9 protein-coding genes and 4 pseudogenes are annotated in these 13,897 nt (G+C 60.1%); 5 read left to right on the top strand and 8 right to left on the bottom strand.

Annotated features, from left to right (window positions below; all coding sequences use genetic code 11):
- Nucleotides 1–191: 191 nt before the first annotated feature.
- From USDA257_RS13430 to USDA257_RS37800, 3 genes and pseudogenes are all read right to left on the bottom strand, one after another.
- On the bottom strand, nt 192–1,259 hold the full coding sequence (locus USDA257_RS13430; RefSeq protein WP_041415227.1) for a diguanylate cyclase domain-containing protein: 1,068 nt from the start codon (nt 1,257–1,259) through the stop codon (nt 192–194).
- A 320-nt stretch (nt 1,260–1,579) separates the two neighbouring features.
- Entirely contained in the window at nt 1,580–1,897 is a 318-nt protein-coding gene (locus tag USDA257_RS13425; protein WP_041415226.1) for a hypothetical protein, read from the bottom strand.
- Nucleotides 1,898–2,007: 110 nt separating this feature from the next.
- Nucleotides 2,008–2,314: pseudogene (locus USDA257_RS37800) on the bottom strand (hypothetical protein).
- Between the two features lie 149 nt (nt 2,315–2,463).
- On the opposite strand from USDA257_RS37800, the gene USDA257_RS13420 reads away from it, so the two are divergent.
- Nucleotides 2,464–2,859 carry an organic hydroperoxide resistance protein gene (locus tag USDA257_RS13420; protein WP_014763506.1) on the top strand — a complete coding sequence of 132 codons (396 nt, stop codon included), beginning with the start codon at nt 2,464–2,466 and terminating at the stop codon, nt 2,857–2,859.
- A 127-nt stretch (nt 2,860–2,986) separates the two neighbouring features.
- On the opposite strand, the gene USDA257_RS13415 is transcribed toward USDA257_RS13420, so the two are convergent.
- From USDA257_RS13415 to USDA257_RS13410, 3 genes are all read right to left on the bottom strand, one after another.
- Nucleotides 2,987–4,186 carry an IS256 family transposase gene (locus tag USDA257_RS13415; RefSeq protein ID WP_014761859.1) on the bottom strand — a complete coding sequence of 400 codons (1,200 nt, stop codon included), beginning with the start codon at nt 4,184–4,186 and terminating at the stop codon, nt 2,987–2,989.
- Nucleotides 4,187–4,442: 256 nt separating this feature from the next.
- Entirely contained in the window at nt 4,443–4,742 is a 300-nt protein-coding gene (locus USDA257_RS34015; RefSeq protein ID WP_080605584.1) for a DUF982 domain-containing protein, read from the bottom strand.
- Between the two features lie 263 nt (nt 4,743–5,005).
- Nucleotides 5,006–5,722 carry a Crp/Fnr family transcriptional regulator gene (locus USDA257_RS13410; RefSeq protein ID WP_014763504.1) on the bottom strand — a complete coding sequence of 239 codons (717 nt, stop codon included), beginning with the start codon at nt 5,720–5,722 and terminating at the stop codon, nt 5,006–5,008.
- Between the two features lie 300 nt (nt 5,723–6,022).
- On the opposite strand from USDA257_RS13410, the gene USDA257_RS13405 reads away from it, so the two are divergent.
- From USDA257_RS13405 to USDA257_RS13390, 4 genes and pseudogenes are all read left to right on the top strand, one after another.
- Entirely contained in the window at nt 6,023–6,229 is a 207-nt protein-coding gene (locus tag USDA257_RS13405; protein ID WP_041414189.1) for a hypothetical protein, read from the top strand.
- A 63-nt stretch (nt 6,230–6,292) separates the two neighbouring features.
- The gene (locus USDA257_RS13400; protein WP_014763502.1) at nt 6,293–7,105 is read left to right on the top strand and encodes an alpha/beta hydrolase; all 813 of its coding nucleotides are present in this window, start codon (nt 6,293–6,295) and stop codon (nt 7,103–7,105) included.
- A 204-nt stretch (nt 7,106–7,309) separates the two neighbouring features.
- A pseudogene (locus USDA257_RS13395) lies at nt 7,310–7,904 on the top strand (tyrosine-type recombinase/integrase).
- Nucleotides 7,905–8,551: 647 nt separating this feature from the next.
- Complete coding sequence (locus tag USDA257_RS13390; protein WP_014763500.1) at nt 8,552–11,920, top strand: AAA family ATPase; 3,369 nt, start codon at nt 8,552–8,554, stop codon at nt 11,918–11,920.
- A gap of 498 nt (nt 11,921–12,418) precedes the next feature.
- Here the strand turns inward: USDA257_RS13390 and USDA257_RS13385 are convergent.
- Together USDA257_RS13385 and USDA257_RS13380 are read right to left on the bottom strand one after the other, a co-directional pair.
- Nucleotides 12,419–13,607 (bottom strand): annotated as a pseudogene (locus USDA257_RS13385) (IS91 family transposase).
- Nucleotides 13,608–13,620: 13 nt separating this feature from the next.
- Nucleotides 13,621–13,833, bottom strand: a pseudogene (locus USDA257_RS13380) (tyrosine-type recombinase/integrase); the annotation flags it as partial.
- Nucleotides 13,834–13,897 lie beyond the last annotated feature (64 nt).

Raw genomic sequence — 13,897 nt, 5'->3', positions numbered from 1 at the left:
ACCTTATCGCCGTGCAGCTACCGATTCATCGTTATTGCACTTTATCCAAAGCAACACATCGTTACATTAGGCCCGATCCGAACCTAGGTTCCTGAGTTCGCAGACATGTTCGCGCCTACTCACCTATTCGCTTGGCCGAACTGCAATTCGACATGATTTTACTATAATGCAGGAAGGCCCCGTCCTGTCGGTCATCCGCGGTAGAGCATCCAATCTTTGCGGGCGCCGCCGGCAGAAAAGAACGCAACCTTGTCGCTTGCCGCGTCTGTGGCGGTCTGCAGGGCCTTTTCCGCGTGGCCGACCAGTTCCGAGGCCGTGTTCGCGTCATAGGTGGTGCTGCAGCCGAACCGGGCGACGACGGCTGGCATCTTCGCTTGGCGGCTGTCGAATGCCGCAAGGCAGCTCTTGCGAAGGTGGTCCGCCATTTTCTGGATTTCCGCCTCTGCGGTCATCCAGACGAGGATGCCAATCTGTGGCCGCTCGAGCCAGGCGGCAAAGTCGGTGGCCTGGACTGCGCGCGACACAGCGAATCCTAAGCGCTCCAAAATGGCTTCCTTTACCTTGATGAGTTCCTTGGCGTCGAAGGGCTCGAGGACCAGAAGATTGCAGAGAAGAAGTGACACCCCGTCGGGATAGTGTTGGCCACCATAGAGTTCGGCCAGCTTCTTGTTGAAGCCACGCCGGTTGGCGAGACTGGTGACGAGATGCGTGAACTTTGTCCGCTCGAACTCATCCACATCGCTCGTGATTTCCGCGACGGCCGATATCTGGTTCGATACGCGCTCGAGGATCTGCGTGTTCGCCGAGTGCTGCACTTCCGTCAACTGCCGGATCGCCTGAAGCTCCGACCGTATTGTATTCATGTCGCGCGGATCGACCGCGGAGATCTTGCCGGTCGCCTGGCCAAGCATGCTGGTGTAGGTGGATAGCGAGTTCTGGCCCGACAGCAGCGACTCCTTCAACGTCGTCAATTCGCTCTGCAGGCGATTTGCGGACTGGTCATGGATTGATTTCCCGAAGTGATGCGGCAGATAGGTTCGTGCCAGCGTCTCGAGTTCCTCTTCGGAAATCGGCTTGTTTAGCCGCGCGAATTTCTCACGAAGTTCCGGATTATTGCCGCTGACGATCTCGTACAGGAGCTCGTAGTTCACCGGAGATGCGTCGATCTCCAGCCGGTTCAAGGTTGCAAATACATTGTAGAAAAGTTCCTTGCGATTCTGCAGCGCAAGTTGTTTGGAAGAGGAATTCACAATTGCCATCATGCAGCGCCTTTCAAAGGAACGTCGCAGGCAATGGCGCCCATGACGACGTCGAACGGGTAGGCGTGAGGCCAGGACCTCGCATAGGATTTTACGGCGGCAGGAAGTGTCGTGTCCGACCCGCGTTCATGCGGTTATATTGGCGCTAGATGCCCCGATCAGACAACTCAGAGTAAAACTGGGCGATTTAAGAATTGATGAAGTCCACCGTCAAATGCTGTTCTATAGCCGCTTAGTTCCCTTGATCTTGAAGCCTGCTTGCCGTCTACCGAACGGTGATGTTCTCATGCGTTCACAATGAGCGCGGCACTGGAGGGCGGTCAGCCTGCGAGATCAGCCGCCTCTTGGCGTCTGCTGTCAAGCGTGTTGTGCGCGGCCTGCATGATGTCCAGGTCATAGACGTAGCCAATAGCCGCCAATTCGCTCATCAGATCGCCGAGAACCACGTCAACGCGCCGGGGAATTTCCGCTTCATCGCGCATTATCACCGCCTCGAGCTGCTCGAACGATCCCCCTATCGCTCGGTAGAGTTCCAGTGCCGAAAGCAAGAGTTTCCTCCGGCGCTCTGCCAGATCATTCAAAGACCCCGCTTCACAGGCAGCCATCAGGCGAACAGCTTTGTTTTGAAATACGCTCATCAATATCAACTCATGTGAAATCAACAATGCCTCGCACGAATATCTCTAAAAATTGAACACAGATTTAATTTCAACCACACCGGTTCGCAAATCATGCGTCTCCCATCACGTCACACATTATCAGGCGGCGCGAAAAAGCAGTTTAGGTTGTCCTCGGTCGGATGAAGGCAGATGTGATAGTTGCCGTCCCCGGACGGAATCTCGTCACCATAGGGGATGAAAGAACCGGTGGCTTCTCGTGGCGAGGTGATGGTCCCCTGGAAGCAGGGTGACGGAGAAGCCGCGGGTGCCTTTTCTTACATCTGAGCTGGGTATGGCGGCGCAGTCTCCTCCGAGATCCTTGTCCTTGCAACAGGCTGGAGGATAGGTCCAGCCGCTGCCGGCCTGGTGGGCGTTGCCGGGCACGACAAGAACCATCGGTATGACGGCAATGGCGATGGCGGACAGTGTTAGGGATACTCGCATCCGATTAAATCGTATCCGCTTGACATGGGCTCTTACGTCGGCTACTTAGCTCGCATCCGATTAAATCGGAACGAATGGAACGAACAAGAAAGGATTTCAGCATGACCGAGAAGCTTCTTTTCACCGGCAAGACTCACAACACCGGCGGCCGTAACGGCGGCACGCGGAGCAGCGACGGACAGCTCGACCTCAGGCTGGCGCAGCCGCACCCGGCCGCCGAGCAGCTGTTCGGCGCCGCCTGGTCGGCCTGTTTCATCGCAGCCGTCGGGGTCGCCGCCTCGCAGAGAAAGATCAAGCTCCCCGCCGATGCGGAGATCGATACCGAGATCGATCTGAACGTCGGCGACGGCTCCTACTTCCTGCGGGCGCGCCTCAATGTCAGCGTGCCGGGCGTCGATCGCGAACTGGCACGTGAACTGGTCGATGCGGCGCACGGCATCTGCCCCTACTCCAAGGCGACGCGCGGCAACATCGACGTTTCGATCAACCTCGTCTGATAGATCGGTCGGGTCTGCAGGCTAAGGGCAATTTCAGGAACAATGTGCAGCGTTTTTCGATCGTGCCCACTGGAGTGGTGTAACTGACGGCTTTGGTCGCCGTGCTCTCCGGCGTAGGCCGGACTGATCAGCGTGCCACTGCCGGCAGGCTGATGAGCGGATCATCACTCATCTGGCTAATAGTTTCCAGTGTCATGTAGCGAGCCCGCTGCACGGCCCACTCGTCATTTTGTTCAAGCAGCAATGCGCCGACGAGGCGGACGATGGCATCGTCGTTGGGAAAGATGCCAACGACCTCGGTGCGCCGCTTGATCTCGCCATTGAGTCGCTCGATCGGATTGATCGAGTGTAGCTTGACGCGGTGCTCCTTGGGGAAGCTCATGTAGGCGAGGACGTCGTGCTCGGCCTCGTCCATGATGGCGGCGAGCTTCGGCACTTTCGGGCGGATCTGGTCGGCGACGGCGCGCCATTGCAGGCTTGCCGCCTCTGCCGTCTCCTGGGCGAAGGCGGTGGCAATGAAGGCCGACACGACACGACGGCCACTCTTTCCGGCATGCGCCAGCACGTTGCGAGCGAAATGAACCCTGCAGCGCTGCCAGGTGGCGCACAGAACTTTGGAAACCGCCGCCTTGATGCCTTCGTGGGCATCGGAAACGACGAGCCTGACGCCGCGCAGGCCACGCCGAGTTAGCTTGCGCAGGAACTCTGTCCAGATCGGCTCGGCTTCCGATGTGCCGACCTCCATGCCCAGCACCTCGCGCCGGCCGTCCGTGTTGACGCCGACGGCGATGATCACAGCGACGGAGACGATGCGGCCGCCGCGGCGCACCTTCAGGTAGGTGGCATCGACCCACAGATATGGCCAGTCGCCCTCGATCGGCCGGTCGAGAAAGGCCTTCACCTTGCCGTCGATCTCCTCGCAGAGCCGGCTGACCTGGCTCTTGGAGACGCCGCTCATGCCCATGGCCTTGACCAGGTCGTCGACCGAGCGGGTCGAGATGCCCTGAATGTAAGCCTCCTGGATCACCGCCGTCAGCGCCTTCTCAGCCATGCGCCGCGGCTCCAGGAACGAAGGGAAGTAGGTGCCTTTCCTGAGCTTGGGGATGCGCAGCTCGACGGTGCCGGCTCGCGTCTCCCAGTCCCGGTCGCGATATCCGTTGCGCTGGGCCGTGCGCAACGGGTTCTTCTCGCCATAGCCGGCGCCGGTGGAGGCACCCACCTCCATCTCCATCAGCCGTTCAGCGGCAAAGCCGATCATCTCGCGCAGAATATCGGCGTCGGGGGTCTTCTCCACGAGCATGCGCAGGTTCATCATGGCATCGGTCATCGGTGCTTCCTTCGAATCAGGTTGGTGTGAGCAACCCGACCCTACCGGGGAACATCGATGACCGCTGCTAGCCGCTCGCTCGCTACAGCGCTGTTGAGGGCGCGCTCCCGAGCGGCTTCGCTACCGCCGAGTTACACCACTCGACGGGACACAACCAATTCGAATTCAGACTATGCGTATACAAATGAGCGTGAAATCGTCTGCGTAGCTTCAAAGAGGCTCGAGGGTGCGGTCGGGAATTCACGCTAGTTTCGTGTCAGTACCGCCGACGCGCAGACGTGCCCTTAAGTAGAGCCGGAGTGTGACTGCCACGGGTCTCCGCAAATGGCATCGATGCCTCTATACAGGCATCGATAAATGATAGCCTTGCCACCTCGGCTGTTTGAAGCCTCGACAACGCCGCACGGCAATCTTTGACTGCTTGGTAGTAACGTCTTCCGTGGTTCGGCCACTCGTGTTCGAGGAAGTCGAGGGCGTCATACGGGCCACAGAACCGTCGCTCTATGCCGTTTTGAAGTCTTACCGAAAGGGCTATGCGCCAGGGGATCTCCTTCATTGAGACCTCCCTTCTATGAACCTGCTATCCAACCAGGAGGCGCACGTGTCGTTCCACCGCGCGAGCCTTTGGTCCGATTTCGTACGCAGGACGAGCGAGGATGGAGCAATTTCGATTCGTGCCCTACTTTACAAAACCGCACACTAATGGCTTGCACGTTGATGGCCTGCCCCTCGGCAAATGTTCCGAGGGGCTTTTTTTGAGCGCTGAGGGTGAGCGCGACGACATCTGCTGGCGAGCGACTTGGGGACCTTCTTCCGGAATCAGAAAAGCCCTGTCATAAGCCGCTGGTATTCCGCTTCCGGCTTACCATAAGCGTCCCGGGCGAACTCCTCGAGGGCCTGTCTGTTCCGGATGATGATGTTCCCCCTGACGGAGCGAATGAAGCCGTTTCCTTCCAAAACATGCAGCGCCGTGGTGACGCTTGGACGACGAACGGCGAGCATCAGCGAAATGAATTCATGCGTCAGAGGAATTTCGTCGCCTGATACACGGTCATGACACATCAGCAGCCATCTCGCCAATCTCTCGTCTACCCCGTGCACGGCGTTCGAAATGGCAGTGTACGTAAGCTGAATCGAGAAGGCCTCGATGCATCGGATCATGACCCTGGCGAAGTTCCGATTATGATCCATCCACTTCCGGAATGCGGTGAACTCCATCCGGTAAGCATCTCCCTGGATCTGCATGATGACGTCGTGGACGCTGAGCTCAACACCCATCGCGGCAGAGGTCGGAATGTAACCTTCACGCCCGAAGATGCCCGCCTCTGCTCTGTTGCCTTCAGGCGTGGAGGCGACCAGCGAGCCTATGCCGGATGTGAGATAGTAGACATGCTCGATGGGATCGCCAGCCCTTGCCAGCAACGCCCCTCGCGCCACATTGAAAGAGGCGAGATCGGGCGCGATCTGGCGAAAGTCGGCCTCTGGGAGCAGGGTCAGCAACTGATTGTTGAGCGAAGCTTGGGAAGGAACTGCCATAGCCGCTCCCCTAGGCTGCGGAGCCGGCCACCGCAGCGCCTCGCCGACCGCTCCGCTATAACCGAAACGGATAGCACATTAGCATGCCGGCTGCGCGCCGCCAATCTGCGCCCCGAGTAATTGGAATAGCAGAGCCACCGTCGGCTAATTTTGTTTTTCCCATCAGACTGATCTCCTCGTTCGTACGGTTCCGGACCCTTGATCCGCTAGGCGCTCTAATGACTCGCCATATTGGTGAAGTGGCGTAGACTTTGCGCCAGCATCGACCCTTCGGCGTTGCCGGGCACAGAGGAAAAGCTGATGAAATCCGAGCGAGTTTGGAGCTTCGACCCAATCGGGCCTGACGAGCTCAAGATGATCGAGAGAATTTTCCGAAGCGAACTGCAATTGCGGGCTCTGCCGCTGAAGTCGGAGGAAGCTCAAGTCCTTGCTGCGAAGCTGATCGATGCCTACCAGTCCGGGATCCGCGACACCACAGGTTTAGCGGCCGCAGCGAAGCGGTGTTGAGGCTCCCTGCAAGCCGATCACTCTGGCGCTGAGGGACTCGGTTGGGCGTCCGGGGATGGCGTCGTGAGCACCGCAAAACTCCTGCTGATGTTCTTGACTGTGGCGATTATCGCCTATGTGTCCCTCCTCGGCGCGACCTACCTCTCCCAGAGAGCCCTCCTCTACCCTGGTGCGCGACAGGCGCCGGTGCACGCAAGCTGGGGCGACGTTGTCTATATTGGGACGCCCGATGCAGAGACGCTCTTCGGACTCTACAGCCGGGGCAAACCCCGCAGGCCGGCCGTGCTATTCTTTCTTGGCAACGCTGACCGGGTCGACAACTATAGCTTTCTCGCCCAAGCGCTGGCCTCACGGGGGATCGGCCTGCTCGCAATTTCTTATCGCGGCTATCCCGGGTCGACGGGGACACCGAGCGAGGTCGGGCTACTCACCGACGGAGTTGCCGCATTCGACTGGCTTGCCGCAGAATCTGAAAGCCAGATCATTCTTCTAGGCCAATCGTTGGGAAGCGGCGTCTCGGTCGATATTGCGCGGCGAAGACCGGCTATCGCCGGCATTCTCGTTTCTGGCTACCTGTCGGTGCTGTCGCTCGCTCAGTCGATCTACCCCTACTTCCCGGTTGCACTCCTTATAAAGGATCCGTTCCGCTCCGATCTGAGAATAGCGAAGGTCAGGCAACCGAAGCTGTTTATCCACGGGCGACGTGACCCTGTCATTCCGCTTTCCTCGGGCGAGGCGCTATATGAAATCGCACCCAAGCCCAAGCAAATGCTGATCTACGACGGCTTCGGTCATAATGATCTTTGGGACGCACCGATGGTCGACGACATTATCCGGTTCGTGGAGCGCTTTAACGACGCCCAGAACCGTATCTGAAGAGGCGGATCGCAGCGATCCCGCATCTTCGCCAGAGCACGAGCGCATAAGACGCCGCGACCTTTTCCGGTCGGCGCAAGTGCCGACGTAGATGGTGCTTGCACGAACTTCCGCCTCCCACCTAAAAAATCGCTTCCGGAAGTACGATCCGTCCGCTCGAAGGTGAGCGCTGCGGTGTGGAGGGAGGCTGTTGGGAGGAAGGCTATGTCTAGCTGGAACTCGGGCCGCATCATCGGTCAGAAGCCCCCATTGAAGCCGAAGGAGGTCTGGGCCATCCGAACCCGCCTTCAGATGTTGGGCGATGCGCGACCTGGCGCTGTTCAATCTCGCGATCGACAGCAAACTACGAGCTTGTGATCTCGTCGCGATCTCAGTTGGCGACGTTTCGATCTCCGGGAGGGTTCGCGACCGGGCGATTATCATTCAGAAGAAGACCGGCCGACCAGTGCAATTCGAATCGACCGACCAGACAAGGGAGGCCATCGTTGCTTGGATCGCAAGTCGCAGACTAGGTGAACGGGATTATTTGTTTCCAAGTCGAGTTCACACAAAGCCGCATCCGTCGACGCGGCAATATGCCCGGATTGTCGAGCGATGGGTGTCGAGCATCGGACTTGATCCCAAACGCTACGGCACGCATTCAATGAGGCGGACGAAGGCGGCACACATCTACAAAAAGACAGGCAACTTGCGCGCCGTCCAGCTCTTGCTCGGCCACAATAAGCTGGAGAGCACCGTACAATACCTCGGAATCGAGGTCGACGACGCGCTCGCTATCTCTGAACAGGTTGAATTCTAATAGCGCAAAGAGCGGCGCTTCTCATTGAAGCGCCGCTCTTTGGCCCCGCTGAAGGCCGAAGCCGACCCTGAGCGGTCATACGCTTCTAGCGTCCGGGACTTCCGATGTATCTGCGCAAAGCAGACCTGTTGCGTGACCGGCTAGCGAAAGCCGCAATCCACTCAATCAGCTTGGCACGCTCGGTCGGACGCATAGCGCTCCTCTCCGCTCGCCAACTTCTAGCCGGGGCGGAAAAGTTCCCCGCCGGGAATTTCACGGCAGCAAAAATGCGATGCTACTTGCGGCGCTTGTCGGTCGGTGCCAGCCGATCGAACACGCCAAGACCGATTGTGGCAACTAATTCTCGTCATGAAGTGCCCAAGGTAACTGAAACGGCCGCGTTCTTACAATAAACTGGCAATCGGCTCAGATCAGACGGGCACAGCATTTCCGATGCTTTCCTCCAGCTCCGGGAATTTAGCTTCACGCGGGCTAATCGTGAACCCGGGCGAGCCTTCACGAAAGGCGGTGGTGGTCGACCGCTTGCTGCTGGTGGGACTGAATTGTCGAGGACTGATCAGGGCCACGGGTGTAAGCTGTATATCCTCGACTCGTGGGAAAGCGCCTCAGAACAAGCCGAATTCGACCATGTCAGAGGATGCTAGGTCATGCCCGACATCGGAGACTGGCTCGCCAGCATCAGGCTTGAGCGGTATCGCCAAACTTTCTTGAAGAACGGCATCGATCTCGATGTCGTTGACGATCTCACCGATGCCGAGCTCAAGGAACTCGGACTGTCACTTGGTGACCGCAAGCGTTTTCTCAGGGCGGCCGCGACCCTGGCTCAGCAGTCGCCGCTGCCCACGGCGGCACGACGTCCCTCCGTATCACCGGTCCACAGCGAGGCGGAACGGCGACAGCTTACGGTGATGTTCTGCGATCTCGTTGGATCGACAGCACTCTCCGCCCGCCTCGATCCAGAAGACCTACGGCAGTCGATCGTTGCGTACCGTGCTTGCGCCACCGAGATCGTCGGCCGGTACGACGGTTTTGTTGCCAAGTATATGGGCGACGGCGTCCTCGTATACTTCGGCTATCCGCAGGCTCACGAGGAAGATGCCGAGCGGGCCGTGAGGGCCGGCCTCGCGGTCGTTGAGGCCGTCGACCGGCTGGATGCGGCAGGCGAACACCTGGCTGTTAGGATCGGAATCGCCACTGGCCTGGTCGTGGTGGGTGACATCATCGGCACCGGCGAGGCCGAGGAATGCAGCGTCGTAGGTGAAACGCCGAACCTGGCGGCCCGCCTACAGGCGTTGGCCGGATCCGGCACAGTGGTCATTGCCGAAGCGACGCGCGCACTGCTGCGGGGTCAGTTCAAGCTCGAAAGCATCGGACTGCGGCCGATCAAAGGTTTTTCCGGGGCGGCTGAAGCGTTTCGGGTGCTCGGCGAAGTGCGTAGCGACGACCGCTTCGAGGTCGGTCACGCGACCATTCTGCCGTTGGTCGGCCGTGACCCGGAACTCGCATTGATGGTCGATCGCTGGACTCAGGCCAAGACCAACGAAGGTCAGGTCGTCCTGCTCGAGGGTGAGGCCGGAATCGGCAAGTCGCGTCTCGCCTTAGCCCTTCGCGAGCGTCTCTTTCGAGAACCACACAGGTTGCGCCGCTACTTCTCCTCGCCATACCACGTCAACAGCGCGCTTCGTCCGGTGATTGCCCAGCTTGAACAGGAAGCGGGATTTGAACGCGAGGATTCATCGGTCGTGAAGCTCGCCAAACTCCAGGCGCTGATCGCGGAACAGATGGGTGAGGTGAGCGAAGCGCTCCCATTGTTGGCTGAGCTTCTTGGAATTCCAGCCACCGGCCGCTGTCCAATACTGGATCTTGCGCCCCAACAGCGTAAGAATCGAACCTTCAACGTGCTCATCGCCCAGCTTACCAGACTGGCTGCGAAGCAGCCGGTGCTCCTGGTGCTTGAGGACGCTCACTGGCTGGACGCGAGTAGCTTTGAGCTGTTCGGCTTGTTCGTGAACCGCATCCGGCAGCTCCCGGTGCTGCTGGTCATTACCCACAGGCCCGAGTTCGTCCCGCCTTGGCGTAGTTACCGGCACGTGACAAAGGTGGTCCTGAATCGTCTCGACCGGGTGCACGCTCAATCGCTGGTCGAACGGCTGACCGGCGGAAAGGCACTGCCTGCCAGAGTGCTCGATTACATCCTGGCCAGCACCGATGGCGTACCGCTGTACCTTGAGGAGTTGACCAAAACCATGCTCGAATCTGGTCTCCTAGGAGTGGCCGGCGATCAGTTTGGACTGGCTGCACATATGCCACCGCTGGCGATCCCGGTAACGCTACACGACTCACTCATGGCCCGCCTCGACCGCCTCGGCAGGGCCAAGGTGGTGGCCCAGATCGGCGCCTGCATTGGGCGCGAGTTCTCCTATGAGCTGATTGCGGCATTAGCAGTGCTCGATGAGCATGAGCTGCAGAGGAGGCTTGATCAACTGGTTGCTACTGAGCTGATTTTTCGGCGCGGAAGTCCCCCTAAAGCGATCTACAGCTTCAAGCACGCGCTCGTGCGAGATACCGCATATCAGTCGCTCCTCAAGAGCCGCCGCCGGGAACTACATCGCCGCATTGCGCAGGTCTTCGAAGAACTCGCCCCACATGTCGTGTCCGCTCAGCCGGAGCTCATGGCCCATCATCTGACGGAGGCAGGAGAGCTGCCGCAAGCCGTCGTGTTCTGGCACCGGGCCGCCGAGCATGCAAACGAGCGGGCGGCGAATGCCGAGGCCGTCGGCCATTTGGCCAAGGCACTCGACCTGCTCGCCCAGATGCCCGAGAATCCGGAGCGCCTCGAGCTTGAGCTGACGTTGTTGATCACCATGGGACGAGTGCTTACCGCCGCGAAGGGCTATGGCCACCCGGAGGTTGAGCGCGTCTACAACCGTGCTCTCATCCTGGCGGAGCGGATCAAGGAAACGCCCAGGCTGTTCCCGGTGCTCCTCGGTCTCACCATTCATCATGCGGTGCGGTCCGAACTTTCCGCGGCGCGGGACCTTGGCGAACGGCTTCTGAGGTTGGCGCAGCAGATCTCGGATCCAGTGCTCGTGGTGGAAGCGTCCTATGCTTTGGGCATTACCTGCTCCTGGCGCGGCGAATTCGCCTCGGCATGGACGCACTTCGAGCACGGGATCAGCCAGTACGACATCGCCCAGCACCGGGCCCATCTAGCACTCTATGGACAGGATGGAGGACCGATCTGCCTGTGCCGTGGCGGCATGGCGCTGTGGTATCTCGGCCACGATGACCGGGCGCTGGAGCTGATGGACGAGGCGCTCGCCATGACGGCGAGCCTCGGCCATTTGTTCAGCCGTGCCTATGTACTGACATGGGCGGCGATTCTGCATGTGCATCGACGCGACATCGCCAAGGCGCAAGAGGCGGCGGAGTTGGCGTTGGCGTTCGCGGCCGAACATGAATTTCCATTCTGGCACACCCAGGGAGTCTTCCTGCAGGGATGGGTGCTGGCAGAGCGGGGCCTGATCGCGGAAGGCATTCAGCGGTTGAGAGACGGGTTAGCTGGGATGCAGGCGATCGGGTCAGGAATGACGGCGCCTTGGGCGATGGGCTTACTCGCGGAGGCGCATGGAAAGGCTGATCGTTTTGCCGAGGGTAGCACCTTGATTGACGAGGCGCTTACCATTGTCGCGCGCACTGGCAACCGCTGGTGCGAGGCGGAGCTGCATCGGCTCAAGGGCGAACTCATATCATCGAGCTCAGAGTGCGATCCTGCCGAAATCGAGGCGTGCTTCCGCCATGCGCTCGACGTCGCCCGCATGCAGAATGCGAAGATGTGGGAACTGCGCTCGGCGGTGAGTCTGGCCCGGCTTTGGCGAGCACAGGGTCTTAGAGCGCAGGCCTGCGAGCTGCTCATGCCGCTCCTCGGCTGTCTCTCTAACGGCCACGGGACGCTCGATCTTCAGGATGCTCAAGCGGTCCTTGAGAGCTGCGGAGGTAGTAAATTGAGCACCTGAACACTTTCTCCGCTGCAGCGACTTTGTCGTAATCCCCCGATGGAGCGATGATTCTAACTCCGACATTTGTTGTTGCGATGTCGCAGTATAGGGAGCCACGCAACGACTGCAACCCGGCCGGGAGCAGACCTCAGCCGAGGGGCTTCCGAACTTCCGCTCACCTGAAGGTTCTTCGATGCGGGCCGGAGTTCGACGTTTGCCGCTGGCGTTGGCGGCCCGCGTTGACAAACCTTGGAAGGAGGAAGCCGCGGAGGCTGGGCGGGGACTATGGGGAAAGCGCGGGGCTGCGGGCGTCTGTTGTGGACTTCGGCCCTGGCGGCAGAAGCATAAGGGCCGACCTGAGGGCGTGGGAGGAGATGATCGGAAGCAGATCTGGCGGTCTCGTTGCTGCCGATTTCGCCGCTTTTGCGATGCTCAACGTGATTGCGCGCAAAGCGATGCAATCTCGGCATGCGGCCTGTTTCCGGATCGGCTTTGGCCAATGTGACGGGCGTCTTGTCATGTGGCCGGCTTTCTCGGTGGCGCACGGCATCTGGGTTTCTGGCCGCGTCGGAAGATCTCGATGATGCGCATCGGGCCACCGCAGTCGGGGCATGGCTCTCTCAGAGTGAGCGGGATCGCCTCAGCGCTTGGCGGACCATCTTGTTTGGCCGTTTCCGCTCCAAGCAGAGCGCGGATTTTGCGACGTTGGTCTTGCGGCCCGCACTGGCCAGCAGGCCATAATGGCGGATGCGGTAGAACCCGTCGGGCAGCACATGGAGCAGGAAGCGGCGGATGAACTCGTCGGTGGCCAGCCGCATCACCTTCTGACGGTCGCCGGTCTTGATCCGGTAGTCCTTCCAGCGGGTGACCGCCTCGGCATCGGCGCTGATCAGGCGGCTGTTGGAGATCGCCACCCGGTGGGTATAGCGGCTGAGATAGGCCAGCACGGCCTCGGGACCGCCGAACGGCGGCTTGGCATAGACCACCCAGTCGGATTTGCGCAAGGGAGCCAGCCAGGCGGCGAACACGTCAGCCTCTGCGAGAGCTGCCAGATCAGCGTAGAACCTCAGATCGCCCGCGCAATGGAGTGCCAGCAGCCCTGCGATAAACAATCGCCGGAACAGGCGCGACAGAACCCGCACCGGCAGGAAGAACCCGGCGCGGCATGAAATCCACCGTGTGCCATCCGGCGACAGCCCCCCGCCGGGCATGATGATGTGCACATGCGGGTGATGGGTCAGCGCCGATCCCAAGTGTGTAGCACGCTGGTCATACCGATGCGCGCGCCAAGGTGCCGAGGATCGGCGGCGATGGTGCTCAGCGTCTCGGCCGATACCCGAAACAGCAGGTCGTAGGCAACCTTCTTGTTCCAGTCAGCGATCTGGGCGATCTCGGCCGGCAGGCTGAAAACCACGTGGAAATACTCGACCGGCAGCAGGTCCGCGGCGCCGGCGGCCATCCAGTCCCGTGCCGCAGGTCCTTGGCACTTCGGACAGTGCTGGTTCTTGCAGGAATTATAGGCGATGTGGTTATGCCCGCACTTGGTGCAAGCCGCCACATGCCCGCCGAGCGCCTCGGTTCGGCAGGCTTCGATCGCCGCCATGACCTTGAGCTGGGTCAGGCTGACATGCCCGGCATTGGCTCGCCGCCACGCAGGACCATAGGCCCGGAAGATGTCAGCGACCTCCAGCTTTTGCCGGGACACCCCGGCGCGCGCTTCATTCCAGCCGACGCCTCAGGGCCAGATCCTCCAACTGCTGCAGGCGCTCGAACGGGCTGATGGTGTCGCGGATCAGCTTGGTGGCGACGTGGGTGTAACGGGCGGTGCTGCTCAGCTTGACATGGCCGAGCAGAACCTGGATCACCCGCACGTCGGTGTTCGCCTCCAGCAGATGCGTGGCGAAGCTGTGGAGCAGGGTATGCAGCGTCGCGGTGAGATGGCAAGCTGATGAAAGCGACGTGTCGCTGCACGATCCAGATACGATAGGTTTCAGA

This window comes from Sinorhizobium fredii USDA 257 (genome assembly GCF_000265205.3).
GTDB lineage: Bacteria > Pseudomonadota > Alphaproteobacteria > Rhizobiales > Rhizobiaceae > Sinorhizobium > Sinorhizobium fredii_B.
The sequence above is the reverse complement of the archived record's forward strand: the minus strand, read 5'-3'. Positions and strand labels throughout refer to the sequence as shown.

Bases quoted from the DNA above. Each gene is read 5' to 3' on its own strand.
- USDA257_RS13430 (WP_041415227.1), bottom strand. From the start codon at position 1,259: ATGGCAATTGTGAATTCCTCTTCCAAACAACTTGCGCTGCAGAATCGC.
- USDA257_RS13425 (WP_041415226.1), bottom strand. From the start codon at position 1,897: ATGAGCGTATTTCAAAACAAAGCTGTTCGCCTGATGGCTGCCTGTGAA.
- USDA257_RS13420 (WP_014763506.1), top strand. From the start codon at position 2,464: ATGACCGAGAAGCTTCTTTTCACCGGCAAGACTCACAACACCGGCGGC.
- USDA257_RS13415 (WP_014761859.1), bottom strand. From the start codon at position 4,186: ATGACCGATGCCATGATGAACCTGCGCATGCTCGTGGAGAAGACCCCC.
- USDA257_RS34015 (WP_080605584.1), bottom strand. From the start codon at position 4,742: ATGAAGGAGATCCCCTGGCGCATAGCCCTTTCGGTAAGACTTCAAAAC.
- USDA257_RS13410 (WP_014763504.1), bottom strand. From the start codon at position 5,722: ATGGCAGTTCCTTCCCAAGCTTCGCTCAACAATCAGTTGCTGACCCTG.
- USDA257_RS13405 (WP_041414189.1), top strand. From the start codon at position 6,023: ATGAAATCCGAGCGAGTTTGGAGCTTCGACCCAATCGGGCCTGACGAG.
- USDA257_RS13390 (WP_014763500.1), top strand. From the start codon at position 8,552: ATGCCCGACATCGGAGACTGGCTCGCCAGCATCAGGCTTGAGCGGTAT.